Genomic DNA, 20,578 nt, shown 5'->3' with positions numbered 1-20,578 from the left:
CGCGCCCCTGCGGTCGCCGTACTACGGAACGGACCGGGCTGTCGGGCGATTCAGCCCAGGTCACCCGCGGCAGTGAGCTCCGCCAGCCGCACCAGCGTCCGTACGGCGGAACCCGTGCCGCCCTTCGGCGTGTAGCCGAACGGACCGCCCTCGTTGAACGCGGGGCCCGCGATGTCGAGGTGCGCCCACGTGATGCCCTCGCCCACGAACTCGCGCAGGAAGAGCCCGGCGACCAGCCCGCCGCCCATCCGCTCACCCATGTTCGCGATGTCGGCGACCTGGGACTCCATCCCCTTGCGCAGGTGCTCCGGCAGCGGCATCGGCCACGCCGGCTCGCCCACCTCCTCCGCGGCCTCGTACACCGTCGTGCGGAAGGAGTCGTCGTTCGCCATGACGCCGAACGTCCGGCTGCCCAGCGCCAGCATCATCGCGCCGGTCAGTGTGGCGACGTCCACGATCGCGTCCGGCTTCTCCAGCGAGGCCGCCCACAGCGCGTCCGCGAGGACCAGCCGGCCCTCGGCGTCGGTGTTGAGCACCTCGACGGTCTTGCCGCTGTACATGCGCAGCACGTCACCGGGGCGGGTGGCGGTGCCCGACGGCATGTTCTCGGCCAGCGCGAGCCAGCCGGTGACGTTGACCTCCAGGCCGATCCGGGCGGCGGCGACGACCGCGGCGAACACGGCGGCGGCACCGCTCATGTCGCACTTCATGGTCTCGTTGTGGCCGGCCGGCTTCAGCGAGATGCCGCCCGAGTCGTAGGTGATGCCCTTGCCGACGAAGGCCAGGTGCTTCTCCGCGTTCGGGTGCGTGTACGTCAGCTTGACCAGGCGCGGGGTCGCGGCCGAGCCGCCGCCGACGCCGAGGATGCCGCCGTAGCCGCCCTTGGTCAGAGCCTTGTCGTCGAGCACCTGCACCTTGAGGCCGTGCTCCTTGGCCGCGTCCTGCGCCACCGCGGCGAACTCCTGCGGGGTGAGGTCGTTCGGCGGCATGTTGATCAGGTCGCGGGAGCGGTTCAGCTCCTCGGCGACCGCGACAGCCCGGGCCACGGCACCCTTGTGGGCGGCGTCCCGCGGCTTGCCGCCGAGCAGCGCGGCCTCCGCCAGCGGCGCCTTGCCGTTCTTGCCCTTGGCGTCCTTGCCGGACTCCTTGTACGCGTCGTAGACGTAGGCGCCGAGCAGGACGCCCTCGCCGATCGCGCCGATCGCGCCCGGGCCGTCGACGGGCAGCGCGAACGCGGCCTTCTTGGCGCCGGTGAGCGCCCGCGCGGCCACGCCGGCCGCCTTGCGCAGCGCCTCGGCGTCGAACCCGGCGTCCTTCCCGGGCTCCGCGCCCAGGCCCACCGCCACCACGAGCGGCGCCTTGAAGCCGGCCGGGGAAGGCAGCTTCGTCAGCTCGCCCTCGGCACCCGAGGCGCCGAGGGTCTCCAGAACGCCGGCGAGCTTGCCGTCGTAGGCGGTGTCCACGGCCTCGGCGCCGGGCGCGACGACGGGACCCTTGGTGCCCTTGGCGACGCCGACGACGATCGCGTCGGCCCGCAGGCCGGGCGCCGCGGCGGTGCTGAGAGTCAGAGCAGTCACGGTGGTGAAATCTCGCTTCCGATGTGAAGTTGCTGTGGCCGATGAGGGGTGGGTCGACCGGGCCCGAGAGCCGACCCTAGGTCCAGGCCTGGGGGCATGTGGCAACCGGGGCCTTCACCCTGTCGGCGAACACCCGTGACGAGACTACGCGCGTACGACCGTTCGCTCATGCCTGCGGGTGTTCACCCCTGCGTGGCGTCGTGGCCACTTCCCACCACCGGGCGCCAGTGACCTGAGCCACACTCGTCGGGTTCCGGTGGGCCGGCTGCCTACCGCTTCGCATGATTTCCACTGATTCTCCGTGGATTCACCACAGGGGATCTTCTGGGGGGAAGGAACCTGCCATGGCACACCGCGCGCACCGCTGGAGAGCCACGACCGTCACGGCGACGGCCGCAGGACTCATAGCGCTGGGGCTCACCGCCCCGCCCGCCTCGGCCGCCACCGACCCGCGCATCGATCTGCGCGTCCTGGTCGTCGACGACGGGGGCAGCCCGGTCGGCGCGATCACCGCCCAGCTGAAGAGCGAGGGCATCCCGTACACCACCGTCGACCTGGACGACTCCGGTCGCCCCACCCTCACCGGCGCCTTCCTGAGCGACACGGTGGGCGGCCGGCCCCGCGCCAAGTTCCAGGGCGTCGTCCTGCCCAACGAGGCCCCGTTCGGCGCAGGCTCCGCCGAGCAGACCGCCCTGGAGACGTACGAGAAGACGTACGGCATCCCGCAGGTCGACGCCTACACCTGGGCCCACCCCGAGGTCGGCCTCGACTACACCGACAACAACGGCTACGCCGGCAGCCTCGACGGGCGCACGGCCACCGTCACCGCGGCCGGCAGGGCCGGCCCCTTCGGCTACCTGGACGGCGCCTTCTCCTTCGAGGACAACTCGCCCTCGGTGGACGAGAGCTACGGCTTCGTCGCCCAGCCCCGCACCGGCTTCACCAGCTATGCCGACGTCCCCGTGCCGGGCGGCACCGGCACCGGCAGCCTGCTCGGCGAGTACGCCCACGACGGGCGCCGCGAACTGGTGGTGACCTTCGCCTACAACCAGTACCAGCAGCAGTTCCGGGTGCTGGCCCGCGGCATCGTGGAGTGGCTGACCCAGGGGGTGCACCTGGGCCAGGCCCGCAACTACTTCGCCGTCCACGTGGACGACGTCTTCGCGCCGGACGCCCGCTGGGACACCGAGCGCAACTGCACGCCCGGTGACATCGACTGCGCGGGCGGCGGCGACGACACCGAGACGCCGATCCGCATGACGGCGGCCGACGCGCAGTACGCGGCCTCCTGGGAGCAGAGCCACGGCTTCACGCTGGACATGGTGTTCAACGCGGGCGCCGGCGAGGAGTGGAAGAGCGAGAACGGCGGCACGGACGCCCTGGCCGCCCAGCTGCTCGCGGACAAGGCCAGGTACCGCTGGGTGAACCACACCTACACCCACCTGTTCCTCGGTTGCGTCCAGGACACCTCGACCGTGCCGTGGAGCTGCGCCAGGAACGCCGACGGCTCGACGCAGTGGGTGAGCCGCTCCGACATCTCGGGGGAGATCTCCAACAACTACAACTGGGCGTTGCAGCACGGTCTTTCCGTCGACCGCAGCGAGCTGGTCACCGGCGAGCACTCGGGCCTGAAGACCCTGCCCCAACAGCCCCAGGACAACCCCGACCTCGGTCCGGCGCTCGCCTCGAACGGCGTGAAGTGGACCGCCTCGGACAACTCCCGCGAGTCCGAGCAGCGGGCCGTGGGCAGCAGCACGCTAACCGTGCCGCGCTACCCGATGAGCGTGTACTACAACACGGGCACCAAGGCCGAGATGGCCGACGAGTACAACTGGATCTACACGTCCAGGGCGGACGGCGGCAGCGGGATCTGCGAGAACAACCCGACCTCGACGTGTCTCGCGCAGCCGCTGGACACGGCCACCGGCTACACCGATCACATCGTGCCCACCGAGGCCCGCACCGACCTCGGGCACGTGCTGGCCAACGACCCCCGCCCGCACTACGCGCACCAGTCCAACCTGGCCGAGGACCGCATCCTCTACCCGGTGCTGGAGCGCGTGCTGGCCGACTACCAGGCGCTGTTCGCCGACAACACCCCGATCGTCAACCTGCGGCAGAGCGCCATCGGCGCCGAGCTTCAGAACCGGGCCAAGTGGCAGACCGCGCTCGACAACGGCAGGGTCACCGCCTACCGGATCGGCAACACCGTCACGGTCACCGCACCGTCCGGCACCCAGATCCCGGTGACGGCACCGGAGGGGACGAAGCAGCAGCAACTGCTGGGCACGACCACGTTCGGCACGGCCTACGCCGGCAAGCGCTCGGCCTGGGCGGCCCCGGGCCTGCTCCAGTCCGCGCTCACGCTGAATCTGCCGTAGGGATCAGAGCCATCCGTACCGGCCGTCACGTCACCATGCTCACCGAAGGCACCTATCCGCATGTCCACGGCGGGGTCAGCACCTGGTGCGACCAACTCGTCAAGGGCATGCCGGAGGTGACCTTCCATCTCGTCTCGCTCACCGGCAGCGGACGCGAACCCGTGACCTGGGATCTGCCGCCGAACGTCGATCGGCACACCACCGTGCCCACCTGGGGCCCGCGCCCCGGCCGGGCCCGCGCCCCTCGTGGCCGGGCCCGGCGCCGCTTCACCGACGCCTACGAGCATCTCCTGCTGTCCGTTCTGGATCCCGAGGCGCGTTGCGACTTCGGGGAGGCACTGGACGAGCTGGCCGTCATCGCCCGGGACGGCCGGCTGTCGGCGGCCCTGCGCACCGAGTCCGCGCTGCGCTCGCTCCAGTGGATCTGGACGATGCCGCATCTGCCGACGGCGGCCGCCCGGCCCACCGTGCACGACGCGCTGACCGCCACCGACCTGCTGGAACACGCCCTGCGTCCGCTCGGGGTGCGCATTCCCGAGGACTCGGTCGCACACGCCGTCAGCAGCGGTCTCGCGACCCTGCCCGCACTCGCCGCGCACCACCTCGACGGGGTGCCGTTCCTGCTCACCGAGCACGGCATCTATCTGCGTGAGCGCTACCTGGGACAGCTCGGTGGCGGACACCGATGGCCCGTGAAGGCGTTCATGCTCGGTTTCTACCGTGAACTGAATTCACACGGCTATCGCGCGGCCGACCTGATCACGCCGTGCAACCAGTACAACCGCCGCTGGGAGGAGCGCGGCGGCGCCGACGCCGACCGGATCCGCACCGTCTACAACGGCGTCGACCCGCACGCCTTCCCGCACGCCGGCCCCGAACCCGACGTGCCCACCCTCACCTGGTGCGGCCGCGTCGACCCCATCAAGGACCTGGAGACCCTGCTGCGCGCCTACGCCCTCGTCCGCGCCGAACTCCCCGAGACCAGGCTCCGGTTGTTCGGACCGGTCCCGCCCGGCGGCGAGGCCTACCGCACCCGCCTGGAGAAGCTCGCCGCCGAACTCGGCGTCACCGACGGCCTGACCTTCGAGGGCCGCATCACCGAGGTCCGGCGTGCCTACGCGGCCGGCCACCTGGTGATGCTCTCGTCCATCTCCGAGGGCTTCCCGTTCTCGATCATCGAGGCCATGTCCTGCGGCCGTACGACCGTCTCGACGGACGTCGGCGGGGTCCGCGAGGCGGTCGGCGACACCGGCCTCGTGGTCCCGCCGCGCGAGCCGGAGAAGATGGCGGCCGCCGCCCTCACCCTGCTCCGCGACGACGAACGGCGCCTGAGACTCGGCGAGGCGGCCCGGCAACGGGTGGTCGACCGGTTCACCCTGCGCCGCTCGGTCGACAACTTCCGCACGATCTACCAGGAACTCGCCGGACTCCCCGGTGGGGGTCCCCCCTGTTCGAGCGCAGCCGAGAACTCGGGGGAGTACGAACCCACCGTCGAGACGGTCGCCGACTGGACCGTGGAGCTGCGCGACCCCTGGTACGCGGCGGTGGCGACGGACGGGACCGACTGGTGAGCGAAGACCTGCGGGCCCCCTCCCGCACCCTGCCCGCGATCCCGCGGCAGCACCGCCGGCCCAGCTGGGCGCAGCCCGACCCGGTGGACCGACTCGCCGGGAAACTGGACGAGTTCGTGGCGGCCGCCGTCCACCCCGACGAGATAGCGGCCCTGCTGGAGTCCGACGGCCTGTCCGACGACCAGATACGCGAGCGCTACGGCGTCGAGAACTCCTTCGCGCTCGCCGAGGAACTGTACGACCGGACCCCGCGCCGCCACCCCGAGCCCGACGGCGAACTCCCCGATCCCTGGCGGGTCGGCCTGCCCGGCTGTCTGCTGCGCGGGCTCGTCTTCGCGCTGCCGAGCTTCGCCTACGTTCTGGGCGCCCCGCTGCTCACCGGCCCGCACGAGGCCTTCGGCCTTCCCGCGGGCACCCGCACCCTGCTGGCCGGGGCCCTGTGCGGCTGGGCCTGGAACCAGGGGCTCGCCCACCGCGCCTACGCCTGGCTGGGTCTCGGCGACCGCCCGGCAGCCCGCCGCTGCCTGCTGGTCGGCGCTCCGGCGGGCATGCTGCTGGGCACGCTGGTCGCGTTCGCCGTCGCGGGCACCGGCCACCCGGCCGCCGTCGCCTTCACCGCCGGACAGGCCTGCTACCTGGGCGCGTCCGGGGTCCTGCTGGTGATGGGCCGGGAACGGGTGCTGCTCGCGGCCCTGCTCCCCATGACGGCAGGCGCCCTGGTGTCCTTGCTCCACCCACTCCCCGAACCCGTCTGCCTGACCCTGCTCCTGGCCTCACTCACCGCGGTGGCCGTCCTCGGCCTCTTGGAAGCAGCCCCGGCTGTAAAGGGGGGCGGGGCTGTGTTCGATATGCGGCTGCAGCCGCGTGGGCGCGAGCAACCACGACGGCGCAGTAGTCGACGGACGGCCCATCGGGGCACTTCCACCGGCCCCCGGCCGAGCGCCTCCCTGCCGTACGCAGTCTTCGGCCTCGCCACCGGCGCGCTGGTCGTCAACGCATCCCTCGCCGGCACCCTGGCCGAAGCCGAGTGCAGCGCACTCGCGCTCACGCTCAGCATGGGGCCCGCCGAATGGCTGCTGTACCGCTTCCGCAGCGGCAGCCTGGCAGCGCTGCGTGCCAGCGGTACCCCGAGGGTGTTCCGCCGGACCACGGCCCGGGTCCTGGCCCGCTGTCTCACCGGCTATCTGGCCGCCCTGCTCGCCCTGGCCCTCGCCACCGTCGCGCTCTGGCCCGACGCGCCCACTCCGTCCGGCGAGCGCGTGGCCGGTCTGCTCGCGCTCGGTGCGGTGCTGTGGACGGGGCTGCTGCTCCAGTCCTTCGGTGCCGTCCTCGGCGCGACGGCGGTCTGCTGCGCGGCGGCCCTCGCCCAGACGCCGGCCCTGCTCACCCACGCGGGCGCCCCGGACACCGTCGCGCTCGCCGTGTACGCGGCCGCGGCCGCCGCCCAGGCCGCCCTCGTCCGCGGCCTGCTGGGAAAGGTGACCGCCCACCGATGAGTGCCCTGGGCGCGCTGCCCCACGGCCCGGACCCTGCTCGTCGAAGCGCCCTAGGGCCTGTCCGGCGGATCAGGCCGGCTTCGGGCAACGCCGCAGATGTGCGTGCCAGACCCCGCGATTCCGGCATGATCCGCCGGACAGGCCCTAGCGGCCCAGGGACAGCACCACGAGCGCGGCCGTCGCCGCCGTCTCCGCGAGGGCGCCGAACACGTCCCCGGTGACCCCGCCGAAGCGGCGGGTGCAGCGGCGCAGGAGGAGTTCGGCGGTGGCGAGGGACAGCAGTACCGCGGCGGCCGCCCGCAGCGCGCCGTACGGGCCGAGGGCTGTGCTCCAGGCGGCCGAGACGACCGTGAAGGCGGCCACGACGGCCAGTGCGCCCGGCACCGGCACCACTCCGGCGACCGCCGCCCCCAGCCCCTCCGGACGGGCGGCGGGCACCCCGGTGCGCGCGGCCAGCGTGAGCGCCAGCCGTGCCGCGACCGCCGAGGTCACCGCCGCGGTGCCGCCCCGCACCCAGGAGTCGCCGTACAACTGGGCCAGCGCGGCCGTCTGGGCCAGCAGCACCAGGACGAGGGTGAGCACCCCGAACGGCCCGATGTCCGACTGCTTCATGATCCGCAGCGCGTCCTCGGCGGGCTTGCCGCTGCCGAGCCCGTCCGCCGTGTCGGCGATCCCGTCCAGGTGCAGTCCCCGGGTCAGCGCGGCCGGTACGGCGACGGAGGCGACAGCGGCGAGCAGCGGACCGGCGCCCAGGAGGAGCAGCAGCAGCCCGAGCCCCGCCGCGCAGCCGCCGACGACCAGTCCGACCACAGGGGCGCTCATCATGCCCCTGCGGGCGGCCTCCCGGTCCCACCGGTGCACCCGGACGGGCAGCACGGAGAGCGTGCCGAAGGCGAAGCGGAGACCGTCGAGAGGGGAGGACTTGAGCACCGGCGCAGGGTACCGGGCCGTCGTCGAACCCCCCTCGGCGGCTGGGGATAAAGTGCGCACATGGGGCACTGGTGGGAGCGGAACATCCTGGAGCCGGGCAAGCTTCCGCTGCTGCTGGCGCTGGCCGCCTTCGTCGTCACCTTCGTCGTCACGCGCGTGATCGTCCGAATGATCCGGGCCGGCAAGGGCCCCTTCGGCAACGTCAAGGCGGGCGGACTGCACATCCATCACGTGGTCCCCGGGGTCGTGCTGACCGTCATCGGCGGTTTCGGCGCCGTCGCCAGCGACCGGCACGGCGCGGGCGGGGCCGTCGCCGCGGTCGTCTTCGGCATCGGGGCGGGGCTCGTCCTGGACGAGTTCGCGCTGATCCTGCACCTCGACGACGTCTACTGGAGCGAGGAGGGCCGCAAGAGCGTCGAGGTCGTCGTGGTCACCGCCGCCCTCGTCGGCCTGCTGCTGGCCGGGTTCTCGCCGTTCGGTGTCAACGACCTGTCCGCGGAGGAACTCCAGGACCGGGGCACGGTCATCGTGAACATCGCCGTGAACTTCTTCTTCTCCCTGATCGCCCTGAGCAAGGGCAAGGCCCGTATCGCGGTCTTCGGCGTGATCGTGCCGCTGGTCGCCTTCGTCGGCGCGATCCGTCTGGCCCGCCCCGGCTCCTTCTGGGCCCGCCGCTTCTACGCCCGCCGCCCCCGCGCCCGCGCCCGCGCCACCCTGCGCGCCTACCGACACGACCGCCGCTGGGCCGGGCCCCGGCGCTCCCTTCAGGACTGGATCGGCGGCAAGCCCGACCCGGGCCCGGACCTGTCCCGCCTGCCCGACCGCCGCTGACGGCGCCGCAGCCGGTACCTGTACCGGTGCCACACCGCTGCCACCAGGCAGAGCGTCCCCGTGCCCATCAGTGCGGCCAGATGCTCCTTGCCCGCCAGGTTCTCCTTGAGCAGCACCTCGACCACCATCGCCAAGGTCACCGCGCCCGCCGTCACATAGGCGCCGTAGCGCCAGCTCACGTACACGGCGAGCCCCACCACGGCCGCCGACGGGCCGGTGTCCACGACCTGCGCGTCCGAGGCGGGCAGACCGAACGGCGCGTGCGGGCCGAGTGCGATGCCCCCGCGCGCGTACAGCGTCCCGGCGAGCGTGGCCACATACGCGATGGTCAGCGTCCGCCACCATCCCAGACACACCTCGGCGATGCCGAACACGAACAGGATCTGTGCGAGCGCCCCCCACACCGGCAGGTCCAGCGCCGGGACGAACAGCGACAGGGGAGTGCGCAGCAGCGCCAGCCCCAGTGGGTCCTCCGCCCGTACGGCCCCCACGTTCTGCACGAACTGAAAGCCCCACGGGCGGTTCTGCACGAACTGCAGCAGCGCGGTCAGACACACCGCCACGAGGGTCATGGGGGCCGCCCGCCAGCGGCGCTTGAGCAGGGGCTCGCGCACGGTGACGTACAGCAGCCCCCACTCGGCACGGGCCCAGCGGGCGAGTGTCCTCATCGAGCGTTCCTCATCGGTGTGTGTCCAGGTGCCTGCGGTGCAGCCACTTCGGCAGCCCCGGCGCCTCCAGGAACCCCTCCGCCCGCGCCGACGCGAGGCCGATGCGCAGCAGGTCCGCGCTCTTCTCGAAGAGCAGGAACCGCGGTTCCCAGATGGGCCGGTACTTGGCGTTGGCGCGGTACAGCGACTCGATCTGCCACCAGCGGGAGAAGAAGCTGAGCAGCGACCGCCACAGCCTCAGCACCGGTCCGGCACCGAGGCGCGCCCCACGTTCGAAGACCGACCGGAACATGGCGAAGTTGAGTGAGACCTGGGTGATCTCGATCTCCCGGGCGCGCCGCAGCAGCTCGATGACCATGAACTCCATCAGCCCGTTCTCGGAGTCCCGGTCCCGCCGCATCAGGTCCAGGGACAGCCCGTTCGGTCCCCAGGGCACGAAGGAGAGCAGCGCGCGCAGCCGGCCCTCGGCGTCCGTGCACTCCAGCATCACGCACTGCCCGTCCTCGGGATCCCCGAGCCGTCCGAGTGCCATGCTGAACCCGCGCTCGGTGGCTCCGTCCCGCCAGTCGTCCGCGCGCTCCACGAGATACGCCATCTCGTCCGCCGGGATGTCCGTGTGCCGCCGGATGCGCACCCGGTACCCGGCCCGCTTCACCCGGTTGTACGCCTGCCGGACCGTGCGCATCGCCCGCCCCTCCAGCGTGAACTCGGCCACCTCCACGATCGCCTCGTCACCGAGTTCCAGCGCGTCCAGGCCGTGCCGGGCGTAGACCGTCCCCGCTTCCTCGCCCGCCCCCATCACCGCCGGGATCCATCCGTGTGCCCGCGCCTCGACCAGCCACGGCACGATCGCCCCGGGCCACGCCTCCGGATCGCCCAGCGGATCCCCGGAGGCCAGGCTCACCCCGCCGACGACGCGATAGGCGACGGCCGCCTTGCCGGTCGGCGACCACACCACGCTCTTCTCCCGGCGCAGCGAGAAGTAGCCGAGCGAGTCCCGCTCGCCGTGCCGCTCCAGCAGCGCCCGCAGCCGCTTCTCGTCGTCCTCGGTGAGCGGGTCGACGGCGCGCCGGGAGCGGAAGGCGGCGTAGAACACGGCGAGGACGAGCAGCGTGCTGAGCACGTTGACCGCCACGTTGGCCCAGTTGGGCGGGTCGATACCGGGGAACCGGGACTCCTCGGCGGCCACCGACACCAGCCGCAGGGTGCCGTAGTGCCAGCGCTCCACGAACGTCGAACGGGCCGCGTCCGGCGCCGTGTTGGTGACCGTGATCAGCAGCCCGGCCAGCAGCGAGGCGACGAGCCCGCCGCCGACGGCGACGGTCGCGGCGAGCCGGGGGTTGGACCGGTCACCCTTGGCGTAGAACTCCCGGCGCCCGACCAGCAGTGCCCCGACGAAGACGGCCGTCAGCGCGAGGGAGACCCAGTTCTGCGCGTACCGCCGGATCTCCGGGAATGCCATGGCGAACGCGAACAGGGCCAGGAACGAGCCGCTCAGCACCAGGTTCAGGATCCAGGCGGCCCGCTTGCGCCGGCGCATGGTGATCGCCAGGAACGCGGTGAACACGCCCGAGGCGAAGCCGGCCGTCAGCAGGTACGGCGTGAAGAAGTTCTCCTGGTTGTGCCGGCGCACGTCCTGGCCCAGCGAGACCCACACCGCACTGAGGAAGTTGATGAAGGCGACGGCCCGCAGATACCAGACGGCGAAGGCGGCGGCCCGGCGAGAGTTCCCGCTGGACCGCCGCTCCGGCTCGGGTTGCTGTTCCGCGGCAATTCGGGCATCTCCCATGGGGGAGGATCATATGGGGGCTGCCCTGGCGAACCGTCCTTTTCCGGCTACTCCGACGACCTCTCCACGGACTCCTCCGCGGACTCCTTCTCCGAATCCTCCGCGGACTCCTTCTCCGGCTTCTCGGGAAGCTCGGCGGCCAGCGCTGCGGCGGACCGCACCAGAGGCAGCGCCAGCAGCGCACCCAGCCCCTCGCCGACCTTCACGCCCTGCTCCAGCAGCGGCTCCAGCGCCATCCGGTCCAGCGCCTTGGCCTGCCCCGGCTCCCCGCTGTCGTGCCCGGCCAGCCACCAGTCCGGCGCCCGGAACGCGACCCGCTGAGCGACCAGCGCACACGCGGCGGCCACCACACCGTCCAGAATCACCGGCAGCTTGCGCACCGCACACTGGAGCAGGAACCCGGTCATCGCAGCGAGATCGGCCCCGCCCACGGCCGCGAGCAGCTGCAACTGGTCCCCGAGCACCGGCCGCGCCCGGCGCAGCGCGTCCCGGATCGCCGCGCACTTGCGCATCCACGCCAGGTCGTCGATGGGGAGCCCGCCCCGCCCGGTCACCACGGACGCGTCGGTCCCGCACAACGCCGCGACCAGCACCGCGGCCGCCGTGGTCCCGCCCACGCTCACATCGCCGAGCACCACCAGATCCGTCCCCGAGTCGGCCTCCTCGTCGGCGACCGCCACGCCCGCCCGGAAGGCCGCCTCGACCTCGTCCGCGGTGAGCGCGTCCTCGACGTCGATACGGCCGCTGCCGCGCCGCACCCGGTGCCGTACGACGTCCTCGGGGAAGGTGTCCGGCGGGCAGTCCAGGGACATGTCCACGACCCGCACAGGCACGTCGAGGCGGCGCGCGAGGACGGACACCGGGCTGCCGCCCTCCAGCACCGCCCGCACCAGCTGCTCGGCACTGCCCGCGGGCCGTGCGGAGACGCCGAGTTCGGCGACGCCGTGGTCACCGGCGAAGAGAACCACCCGGGGCCGCTCGACCGGCCGTACCGGTACGGCGCCCTGTGCGGCGGCCAGCCACTCGCCCAGCTCGTCCAGCCGCCCGAGCGACCCGGGCGGCACGATCTGGCGCTCGCGCCGGGCCTCGGCGTCACGGCGAACGCCCCCGTCCGGGCGCTCGATCAGATCGGTGAAGTCGTCCAGATTAAGGCTGCTCATTCGCCGAACAGTACCGCCAGCGAACGAACGCTTCCGCGCCACACCGCCACCACAGAGGCACGACATCTTTGCACCTCAGGTCGGCATCCCATACGTTCCGGTTTGCAGCGAAATGTCGCCCAGGGAGCCGCCCATGCAGCCCTCGCCCCCCACCCCCCAGGTCACCGGAGCACGCGACCCCTTCCAGGAGCCGCGCCGCGAGGACTGCCCCTGGTGCGGTTCCCCTCGGCTGCGGACCCGGCTGCGCGCCTCCGACCCGCTGAGGCACCGGCCGGGCACCTTCGTCCTCGACGAGTGCCGCGACTGCGACCACGTCTTCCAGAATCCCCGGCTCACGGCGGAGGGACTGGCCTTCTACCACCGGGACTTCTACGAAAGGCACCTGGAGGAGTTCGCCGGGCGCGTCCTCTCCGCCCGCGCGGTCCGCCGCCGCCACCGCGCCGCCGCGTACGCGCTGTCGGCGCTGCGGGACCCGGAGAGCTGGCTGGACGTGGGCACGGGGCACGCCCGCTTCCCCGAGGCGGCGAAGGAGTTCTTCCCGTACACCAGCTTCGACGGCCTCGACCCGACGGCCCGGGTGGAGCAGGCCCTGCTGGAGGGCCGGGTGGAGGAGGCCCACCGCGGTTACCTGACCACCCCGGGGATGGCGCACCGCCTCCGCTCCCGCTACGACGTACTCAGCATGTTCCACCACCTGGAACACGCCCCGGACCCGCGCGCCGAACTCCGGGCCGCCCTCACCGCACTCCGCCCCGGCGGCTACCTCGTCGTCGAAGTCCCCGACCCGGGCTGCGCGTTCGCCACGCTCCTCGGCAGGTGGTGGCTCCCGCACGGCCAGCCCCGTCACCTCCACCTGCTGCCCCTGGCCAACCTCCGCGCGGAACTGGAAACCCTGGGCTGCACGATCCTCGTCACGGACCGCAAGGCCCCCCACGTCCCCTACGACCTGTCAGCGGCCCTCGCCCTGCCCCTGGCCTCGGTCCCCTCGTTCCTGAGAGCCATGGCCGCCCCGGTCATCGATGTGGCCGCGATCCTGGACCACACGCTGGCCCCCCTGTTCCGCCGTACCTTCTTCTCCAACGCGTATCGCATCGTGGCCCGCAAGGAAGTCGGCGCCGTCACCTGACCACCCGCCCCGGCCCGGCACCGGCCGACGCGCACACTCAGCTCCGGAGCACCACGGCCTGCCCCGCCACCACCAGCAGCACCTGCTCGCACTCGGCCGCGAACGCCGCGTTCAGCCGTCCGAGTTCATCCCGGTACCGCCGTCCGGAAGCGGTCGCGGGGACGATCCCCGAACCGACCTCGTTGGACACGGCCACCACGGTCCGCCGAGCGGCCCGCACCGCGGACGTCAGCTCCCGCACGCGCTCGCGCAGCGCCTTCTCCCCGCCCCCCGCCCACTCCGCGTCGTCCCACGCCCCGACGGAGTCCATGACATCCGTCAGCCACAGCGACAGACAGTCGATCAGCAGGGGCGGCCCGTCCTCGGCCAGCAGCGGCAGCAGATCGGTCGTCTCCGCCGTACGCCACGACCCCGGCCGCCGCTCCCGGTGCACGGCCACCCGTTCCGCCCACTCGGTGTCCCCGCCCCGCGTCCCGCCGGTCGCCACGTACAGGACGTCCGGAAAGGCCTCCAGACGCCGCTCGGCCTCCACCGACTTCCCCGAGCGCGCCCCGCCCAGCACCAGGGTCCGGCGCGGCACGTCCGGCACGTCCTCGTACGCCCCGACCACCAGCGTCGTACCGTCCGGCACCGCCCGTGCCCCGGCCGCCGCGAGCCGCCGCCGCAGCTCGGTGCCCTGCGGCACGTCGTGGTCGAGGTGGACGGCGACGACGTCCGTGGTCGGCCCGATGGAACCGACCGCCCGCAGCCGGGCCAGCGCGTCCGGGCGTCCCACCACATCGGCGAGGACCATCTGGTACGTCTCCGCGGGTGCCCCCTCCAGACCGGCCGGCGCCCCGTCCGGCGGCAGGTACAGCAGCCGCTGCCCGTCCGGCCCGGTCACCGCGTATCCGGTGCCGCCCGCGTCCATCGCCACGGCCCGCACCCGATGTCCCGTCAGCAGCGCCAACTCCCGACCGTCCGGCACCCGCCCGGGCTGCGGCAGCCCGGCCGGCACCTCCACCGCCGGACCGTTGTGCGGATGCGACAGCAGCACCTGCCGTACCCCGCCCAGCGAATGCCCGGACCGTGCGGCCGCGAAGGCCGCCCCGGGCGTCAGGTCGAGCAGCAGCGTCCCGTCCACCAGTAGTGCGGTCGCCGCCCGCGCGTCCGGCCCGAGCGCCGTCGCGCAGACAGCACAGGGACAATCGGGGCGGGGCAGTCCCGCGGGGGCACCGGTGCCGAGCAGAGTCACTTCCACGCACCGATTTTCACCTGTCCCAGCTGGTCTTGCGCTTCCGGCTAGGCTTCCCGCAGGTGTTGGATCAGAGGAGGCCCACATGACGGCATGGACGTGGCGGTTCGAGAAGGCCGACGGGACGGAGGTCCAGCCCGCGGTGCAGCCGGAGGAGTTCACCACGCAGGGGGACGCCGAGTCATGGATCGGCGAGCACTGGAAGGCACTGCTGGAGGGCGGCGCCGACCAGGTGCGGCTGTTCGAGGACGGCGCCGAGATCTACGGCCCGATGAGCCTGCACGCCGACGCCGCGTGACCTGACGCCGCGTAACCCGTTCGAGGGGTGGGGAGGTGCCGCCCTCGGCCGCCCTCCTCACTGCTCGCCCAGCGTCACGTCCGCCGTCTTCTCGGCGCCGTCACGCTGGAAGGTCACCGTCGTCTTCTGTCCCGGCTTCGCGGTGGCCAGCACCTCGGCCAGCTCCGTGCTGGTGGTGACGGGGATGTCGCCCACCTTGGTGATCACGTCACCGGGCCGCAGCCCCGCATGGCCGCCCGCGCCGCCCGCCTTGACGGTGACCACCGCGACCCCGGCCGGCTGGTAGCTGTCGTCCACGACCGTCCGCGCGGTGACCTCGAGCGCGGCCCGCCCCGAGTCGACGACCTTGCCGGTCTTGATGATCTGGTCGGCGACCGTCCTGACCATCGACGCCGGGATGGCGAACCCGATGCCGGGCGCCGTGCCGCCGCTGAGTTCGGGGTCGGTGGCGGCGAGCGTCGGGATGCCGACGATCTGCCCGTCGAGGTCGACCAGGGCGCCCCCGCTGTTGCCGGGGTTGATGTCGGCCGACGTCTGCACCATGTTCGCGATGGTGGCGCCCGTACCGCCGCCCGTGTGCCCCTCGCTGACGGTCCGTCCGGTCGCCGAGACGATGCCCTGGGTCACGCTCGACGACAGCCCGAGCGGCGAGCCCATGGCCATCACGATCTGGCCGACCTGCACCTTCTCGGAGTCCCCGAACGTCGCCGCCTTCAGCCCGGACGGCAGCTGGTCGAGCTTGATCACCGCGAGGTCCTGGTCCGGGTACGAGTACACCAGCCTGGCGGTGAGCGGTTCCTCGCTGTTGGCCGTGGTCACCTGGAAGGTCTTCTCGGAGCCGACCACGTGCGCGTTGGTGACGATGTGCCCCTGGCCGTCGTACACCACCCCGGAGCCCAGATCCTGGCGCGCCTGGATCTGGACGACCGACGGCAGGACCTCCTTGATGACCTTCAGGTACAGGTTCTGCAGGTCGTCCGCGGCCAGGGGAAGGGCCGCCCGGGTGGTCGTGCCGTCCTTCTTCGCCGACGGGGCCGGGGCCGTACAGCCGGCGACCACGAGTGCCGCCGACACGAGCGCGGGAACGAAGGCGCCCCTCCGGAGGGCACGAGTACGGGAAGCGTCCATACCCCGAGTGTCCCTTCGGGGTGAATGTCCCAGCTTGCCGGATACGACCGAACGGGCTCAGCCCCGCACCCCGCACAGATGCAGCAGCGCGGCGACCCCCCGGTACGGATCCGTCCGCCCGGCCCGCTCCTCGGCCGCCAGCAGCGTCTCCAGGTCGGCCGGTGTCCCCGCGTCGTCCGCCGCCGTGTCGGTGAAGACCCGCACGCCGTACCAGGCGTGCAGCGGGGCGGCGATGCCGGCGAGCGTGGCCGTGAGCGCCGACAGCCGATCGGCCCGGACGTCCAGGCCGAGGCGGTTGCGATAGGCGGTGGTGTCGAACGCGGCCAGGGTGCCCGCCCAGTCCCCGGACAGGCCCGGCCGCATGGCCAGCGCATCGCCGTTGCGCACCAGCAGCGACAGCAGCCCGCCCGGCGCGAGCATCCGGGCCAGACCCGCCACCAGCGGGTCGGGCTCCTCGACGTACATCAGGACGCCGTGGCAGAGCACCACGTCGAAGCTGCCCGGCAAGAAGTGCACACCGGTGTCCCGCCCGTCCCCCTGCACCAGTCGGACCCGTTCCCGGATGCCCTCCGGCTCACCGGCCAGGGCCTCGCGGGCGGCCGCGATCATCGTCGTGTCCTGCTCGACGCCGGTCACCTGGTGCCCGAGCCGGGCCAGCCGCAACGCCTGCGTGCCCTGGCCCATCCCCACGTCGAGCACCCGGAGCCGCTGCCCGACCGGGAACCGCCCGGCTATCTGCTCGTCGAGCTGCCGGGCCACCAGCTCCTGCCGTACGACATCACGCAGTCCGCCCAGCTTGTTCAGCCAGGCGTCGGCCGCACCCCCGGAGAAAGCCTCTGCGCTCAGGGCCGCTCTCCGCGCTTGACCTGCGGCTTCGGCAGCCGGAGCCGGCGCATCTGGAGGGAGCGCATCAGGGCGTAGGCCACGGCGCCCCGGCGGTTCTGGTCGGGGAAGCGCTCGGCCAGCCGCTTCTTCAGCCGGAAGCCGCTGACGGCCGCGTCGAGCACGATCAGCACGATCACGATCAGCCAGAGCAGCAGCGCGATGTTCTGGATCGACGGGACGCGCACCACGCTCAGCACCAGGATGACCACGGCCATCGGCAGGAAGAACTCCGCCACGTTGAACCGCGAGTCGACCCAGTCGCGCGCGAACTTGCGGACCGGGCCCTTGTCCCGGGCAGGCAGATAGCGCTCGTCGCCGCCGGCCAGCGCCTGGCGCTGCCGGTCCATCGCCTGACGGCGCTCCTCGCGCTGACGCTTGGCGGCGTCCTTGCGGGTCGTCGGCGTGTGGGCGACGCTGCGGCGCTGGGACTGGGCCTCACTGCGCTTGGGCGTGGGCCTGCCCTTCGGGGCCTGCGGGTCACGGGTCTGCTTGGAGTCGGTCACCGGCGCCTTGTCGGCGGGGGCCTTCTCTTCCTTGGCACGGCTACGGAACACAAAACCCAAGCGTAAGGGCTTCACGCGCATGGACACAGTCCGCCGGGGAACGATCCGGCAACACCGGACGTCTGTAGGGGGACAGAGGGGACGTTGCAGACGCTTCACCCAGCGGTCGTCGAAGGGTCTCGGGGAGCCCACCCGGAGCTCCACCTACTCCTCACGCCGGAGCGGTACCGTCCGCAGTCGTCCTTGGGGATGAGCGCATCACTCCCCGGACAGTGCGGTAATGGAGTCAGGGCCCGTACTGTGGGTTCTGTCGCAGGATCTGTGAGCTGGAGTCCGTCAGAAGGGGGCGCGCGAAGCCCATGAGCGGTGTCATGAAGCGTATGGGGATGATCTTCCGCGCGAAGGCGAACAAGGCCCTTGACCGGGCCGAGGACCCGCGCGAGACCCTCGATTACTCGTACCAGAAGCAGCTGGAGCTGCTGCAGAAGGTGCGCCGCGGCGTCGCCGACGTGGCGACCTCCCGCAAGCGCCTGGAACTCCAGCTGAACCAGCTGCAGTCCCAGTCGACCAAGCTGGAGGACCAGGGCCGCAAGGCGCTCGCGCTGGGCCGCGAGGACCTGGCCCGCGAGGCGCTGTCCCGCCGCGCCGCCCTCCAGCAGCAGGTCACGGACCTCGAGACGCAGCACTCCACCCTTCAGGGCGAGGAGGAGAAGCTCACCCTGGCGGCCCAGCGCCTGCAGGCCAAGGTGGACGCCTTCCGCACGAAGAAGGAGACCATCAAGGCCACCTACACCGCCGCCCAGGCGCAGACCCGCATCGGAGAGGCCTTCTCCGGCATCTCCGAGGAGATGGGCGACGTCGGCCTCGCCATCCAGCGCGCCGAGGACAAGACGCAGCAGCTCCAGGCCCGCGCCGGCGCCATCGACGAACTGCTCGCCTCCGGCGCCCTCGACGACCCGACCGGTATGGCCAAGGACGACATCGCGGCCGAGCTGGACCGGCTCTCCGGTGGTACGGATGTAGAGCTGGAACTGCAGCGCATGAAGGCGGAGCTGGCCGGAGGCTCGCCGCAGCAGGCGATCGAGGGCGGCACCGGCCAGGCGCAGTCCCAGCAGCAGCCGCAGGACACCCCGCGCTTCGACAAGCAGTAGTCCGGCGCCGGGACCCGGAGCCGAGGAGGCCGACGTGATCGTACGGATCATGGGGGAGGGCCAGGTGAAGCTGGACGACTCCCACTTCACCGAGCTGAACAAGCTGGACGACGAACTGCTGTCGGAGATGGAGAGCGGCGACGAAGAGGGCTTCCGCCGCACGCTCTCCGCCCTCCTCGACTCCGTTCGCCGGCTCGGCACCCCGCTGCCGGACGACGCGCTGGAACCCTCGGAGCTGATCCTTCCGGCCCCGGACGCGACGCTCTCGGAGGTCCGGGAGATGCTCAGCGACGAAGGGCTGATCCCCGGCTGAGCCCGGCCCGGGTCAGTTCAGGGTGAACCAGGTGGTGCGGGACTTCTGCCACTCCGGGTGGCTGAGGTCCTTCGCCTCGGTGCCGTCCCCGTAGAGGTCGGCCGACCCGTCGTCGGTGATCAGCTGCACCCGGGCGCCGGCGGCGTCCAGGTCGGGCACGGACACGATGGACTCCCAGCCGCCCGCGTCCGACGTGGGCAGGTCCAGCTTCTTCACCGGCTGGTGCACCCCGTCCCAGGTGTACAGGGCGTACGGGTCGCTGTTGTCGTCGGCGGCCCAGGACCCGGCCAGGATCAGGAACTGGCCCTTGTCGTTGCGGCGCAGGTCACGGATGGACAGACCGCCGAGGTCCAGCTCGATCGGCGTACCGAACGTGGCCTTCGTACCGTGCACCACCTTGTCCATGTCGGTCACCGGCACGATCAGCGCCTTCCCGCCCGACTGCGGCGGCACCAGCGGGGCCCGGAAACCGACGTAGGCCGTGGTGGTGGAGCCCGGCGCGAACTCCAGGCCCTCCACGTTGAAGCCGTCCACCTGCTTCGGGACCTGCCCGTCGGCCGTCGCCGCGGCGAAGCCGTACCGGTCGCCGTTCGCCTCGTCCCAGGCCACCAGGTCGTCGCGCAGGCTGTGCCCGGCGCTGCCGAAGGTGAGCGAGGTGGCCGCGCCCGAGCCGGAGACGGTGGTGGTGAAGACCGTGTTGCGGTCGGGCTTGTACACGCCGTCCTTGTTGTTGCCCAGCGAACCCGTCCAGTAGATCGTGTTCCCGACGCGGGTCGCGCCCTCGATGTCGACCTCCTTGTCGGCACCCAGCGCACTGTCCAGGTCCCAGGTCCGCACCGGGGCGCCGGAGGCCGAGCCGTCGTACAGGCGCAGGGTGTTGTCCTCGTCGTTGCCGACGAGGACGTAGCCGCCGCCGACGTCCACCGCGGCGGAGGCGTCCGAGGCGCCGGTCAGATAGCGGGCGTCGGCGGAGTACTGGACGGCCGGGGAGGCTGCGTAGTGCAGCGTCGTGGTGGCCGTCTTGCCGCCGAGCCCCGTCACCTTCAGCGTGAGGTCCGCGTAGCCCCGGGCGTGCGCGGTGACCGCGACGGCACGGCTGCCGCCGGTGCCCGTGACCCGGACGTCGGAGGTGGCCGCCACGGAGGTACGGCTGCTCCTGGTGGCCGTCACCGTCAGCGCCGAGGCGTCCGCGCCGCTCTGCGCGACCGTGACGGCGACCGTCGGGTCACCGGTGCTGCCGACCGCGCCCGACAGATAGGCCGCCGAGAGCTTGATCGTCGGTGTGCCGTAGGTGACGGCCTGCGCGGGGGAGACCAGGCCCGTGGCCGAGGCGAGCGCGAGGGCCGCGGCGGGCCACAGCACACGGCGGGAAGGCGAGGAGGAAGGGCGCACGAGGGCTGCCTTTCGTCGACAGGACGCATCCGGCCGGGTGGCGCGAATGCCGACGAGAAGGTTGAGCATGTACGGCCAACGCCGTGCGTCCGGCACGGGTACCTCCCGCGAACAGCGCTCGACGGCTGACGATCAGTGAGCTTCG

The 20,578-nt window shown here is 72.3% G+C and carries 18 protein-coding genes; 8 read left to right on the top strand and 10 right to left on the bottom strand.

The features are described from left to right. Window positions 1-50: 50 nt before the first annotated feature. A complete protein-coding gene (locus ABZ471_RS28200; protein WP_359070137.1) occupies window positions 51-1,577 on the bottom strand; it encodes a leucyl aminopeptidase in 1,527 nt (508 codons plus the stop codon). A 344-nt stretch (window positions 1,578-1,921) separates the two neighbouring features. On the opposite strand from ABZ471_RS28200, the gene ABZ471_RS28195 reads away from it, so the two are divergent. From ABZ471_RS28195 to ABZ471_RS28185, 3 genes are read left to right on the top strand one after another with little or no spacing between them, the layout of a single operon-like run. Then, the gene (locus ABZ471_RS28195) at window positions 1,922-3,958 is read left to right on the top strand and encodes a hypothetical protein (protein WP_359070135.1); all 2,037 of its coding nucleotides are present in this window, start codon (window positions 1,922-1,924) and stop codon (window positions 3,956-3,958) included. Between the two features lie 35 nt (window positions 3,959-3,993). Further along, window positions 3,994-5,529: a GT4 family glycosyltransferase PelF gene (gene pelF / locus ABZ471_RS28190; RefSeq protein WP_359070133.1), complete on the top strand. Its 1,536-nt coding sequence runs from the start codon at window positions 3,994-3,996 to the stop codon at window positions 5,527-5,529. Then, complete coding sequence (locus ABZ471_RS28185) at window positions 5,526-7,025, top strand: hypothetical protein (protein ID WP_359070131.1); 1,500 nt, start codon at window positions 5,526-5,528, stop codon at window positions 7,023-7,025. The genes pelF and ABZ471_RS28185 overlap by 4 nt, the downstream gene beginning before the upstream one ends. Before the next feature lie 144 nt (window positions 7,026-7,169). Here ABZ471_RS28185 and ABZ471_RS28180 read toward each other — a convergent pair whose 3' ends face one another. Next, the gene (locus ABZ471_RS28180; RefSeq protein WP_359070129.1) at window positions 7,170-7,955 is read right to left on the bottom strand and encodes an adenosylcobinamide-GDP ribazoletransferase; all 786 of its coding nucleotides are present in this window, start codon (window positions 7,953-7,955) and stop codon (window positions 7,170-7,172) included. 60 nt (window positions 7,956-8,015) lie between these two features. Here ABZ471_RS28180 and ABZ471_RS28175 point away from each other — a divergent pair, with 60 nt between their 5' ends. Continuing rightward, the gene (locus tag ABZ471_RS28175; protein WP_359070127.1) at window positions 8,016-8,786 is read left to right on the top strand and encodes a hypothetical protein; all 771 of its coding nucleotides are present in this window, start codon (window positions 8,016-8,018) and stop codon (window positions 8,784-8,786) included. On the opposite strand, the gene ABZ471_RS28170 is transcribed toward ABZ471_RS28175, so the two are convergent. The 3 genes from ABZ471_RS28170 to cobT are packed head-to-tail and all read right to left on the bottom strand — an operon-like array spanning window position 8,720 to window position 12,403. Beyond that, a complete protein-coding gene (locus ABZ471_RS28170) occupies window positions 8,720-9,454 on the bottom strand; it encodes a hypothetical protein (protein ID WP_359070126.1) in 735 nt (244 codons plus the stop codon). The two genes, ABZ471_RS28175 and ABZ471_RS28170, sit on opposite strands and share 67 nt — an antisense overlap. A gap of 10 nt (window positions 9,455-9,464) precedes the next feature. Continuing rightward, on the bottom strand, window positions 9,465-11,243 hold the full coding sequence (locus tag ABZ471_RS28165) for a phosphatidylglycerol lysyltransferase domain-containing protein (protein ID WP_359070124.1): 1,779 nt from the start codon (window positions 11,241-11,243) through the stop codon (window positions 9,465-9,467). A 47-nt stretch (window positions 11,244-11,290) separates the two neighbouring features. After that, complete coding sequence (gene cobT / locus ABZ471_RS28160) at window positions 11,291-12,403, bottom strand: nicotinate-nucleotide--dimethylbenzimidazole phosphoribosyltransferase (RefSeq protein ID WP_359070123.1); 1,113 nt, start codon at window positions 12,401-12,403, stop codon at window positions 11,291-11,293. A 133-nt stretch (window positions 12,404-12,536) separates the two neighbouring features. On the opposite strand from cobT, the gene ABZ471_RS28155 reads away from it, so the two are divergent. After that, the gene (locus ABZ471_RS28155; RefSeq protein ID WP_359070121.1) at window positions 12,537-13,529 is read left to right on the top strand and encodes a class I SAM-dependent methyltransferase; all 993 of its coding nucleotides are present in this window, start codon (window positions 12,537-12,539) and stop codon (window positions 13,527-13,529) included. 37 nt (window positions 13,530-13,566) lie between these two features. Here ABZ471_RS28155 and ABZ471_RS28150 read toward each other — a convergent pair whose 3' ends face one another. Then, window positions 13,567-14,769 (bottom strand): bifunctional adenosylcobinamide kinase/adenosylcobinamide-phosphate guanylyltransferase, encoded by a 1,203-nt coding sequence (locus ABZ471_RS28150; RefSeq protein ID WP_359070119.1) that lies wholly within the window; start codon window positions 14,767-14,769, stop codon window positions 13,567-13,569. A gap of 79 nt (window positions 14,770-14,848) precedes the next feature. Between ABZ471_RS28150 and ABZ471_RS28145 the strand changes: the two genes are divergently transcribed. Continuing rightward, a complete protein-coding gene (locus tag ABZ471_RS28145) occupies window positions 14,849-15,061 on the top strand; it encodes a hypothetical protein (protein WP_359070118.1) in 213 nt (70 codons plus the stop codon). 57 nt (window positions 15,062-15,118) lie between these two features. On the opposite strand, the gene ABZ471_RS28140 is transcribed toward ABZ471_RS28145, so the two are convergent. The 3 genes from ABZ471_RS28140 to ABZ471_RS28130 form a co-directional block, all read right to left on the bottom strand. After that, complete coding sequence (locus ABZ471_RS28140; RefSeq protein ID WP_359070116.1) at window positions 15,119-16,189, bottom strand: trypsin-like peptidase domain-containing protein; 1,071 nt, start codon at window positions 16,187-16,189, stop codon at window positions 15,119-15,121. A 57-nt stretch (window positions 16,190-16,246) separates the two neighbouring features. Continuing rightward, window positions 16,247-16,948 (bottom strand): methyltransferase domain-containing protein, encoded by a 702-nt coding sequence (locus tag ABZ471_RS28135; RefSeq protein ID WP_359070114.1) that lies wholly within the window; start codon window positions 16,946-16,948, stop codon window positions 16,247-16,249. An 83-nt stretch (window positions 16,949-17,031) separates the two neighbouring features. Beyond that, window positions 17,032-17,628, bottom strand: a complete 597-nt coding sequence (locus tag ABZ471_RS28130) for a DUF3043 domain-containing protein (RefSeq protein WP_359070112.1) — start codon at window positions 17,626-17,628, stop codon at window positions 17,032-17,034. A 308-nt stretch (window positions 17,629-17,936) separates the two neighbouring features. Between ABZ471_RS28130 and ABZ471_RS28125 the strand changes: the two genes are divergently transcribed. Further along, entirely contained in the window at window positions 17,937-18,728 is a 792-nt protein-coding gene (locus tag ABZ471_RS28125) for a PspA/IM30 family protein (protein WP_359070111.1), read from the top strand. Between the two features lie 34 nt (window positions 18,729-18,762). Next, window positions 18,763-19,041: a hypothetical protein gene (locus ABZ471_RS28120; protein WP_359070109.1), complete on the top strand. Its 279-nt coding sequence runs from the start codon at window positions 18,763-18,765 to the stop codon at window positions 19,039-19,041. A 12-nt stretch (window positions 19,042-19,053) separates the two neighbouring features. Here ABZ471_RS28120 and ABZ471_RS28115 read toward each other — a convergent pair whose 3' ends face one another. Further along, window positions 19,054-20,433, bottom strand: coding sequence for a DUF3616 domain-containing protein (locus tag ABZ471_RS28115; RefSeq protein ID WP_359070108.1), 1,380 nt, complete (start codon window positions 20,431-20,433; stop codon window positions 19,054-19,056). Window positions 20,434-20,578 lie beyond the last annotated feature (145 nt).

The organism is Streptomyces sp. NPDC005728 (assembly GCF_040630895.1).
Lineage (GTDB): Bacteria > Actinomycetota > Actinomycetes > Streptomycetales > Streptomycetaceae > Streptomyces.
Note: the sequence above shows the minus strand (reverse complement) of the source record. Positions and strands in the feature narration are given on the sequence as shown.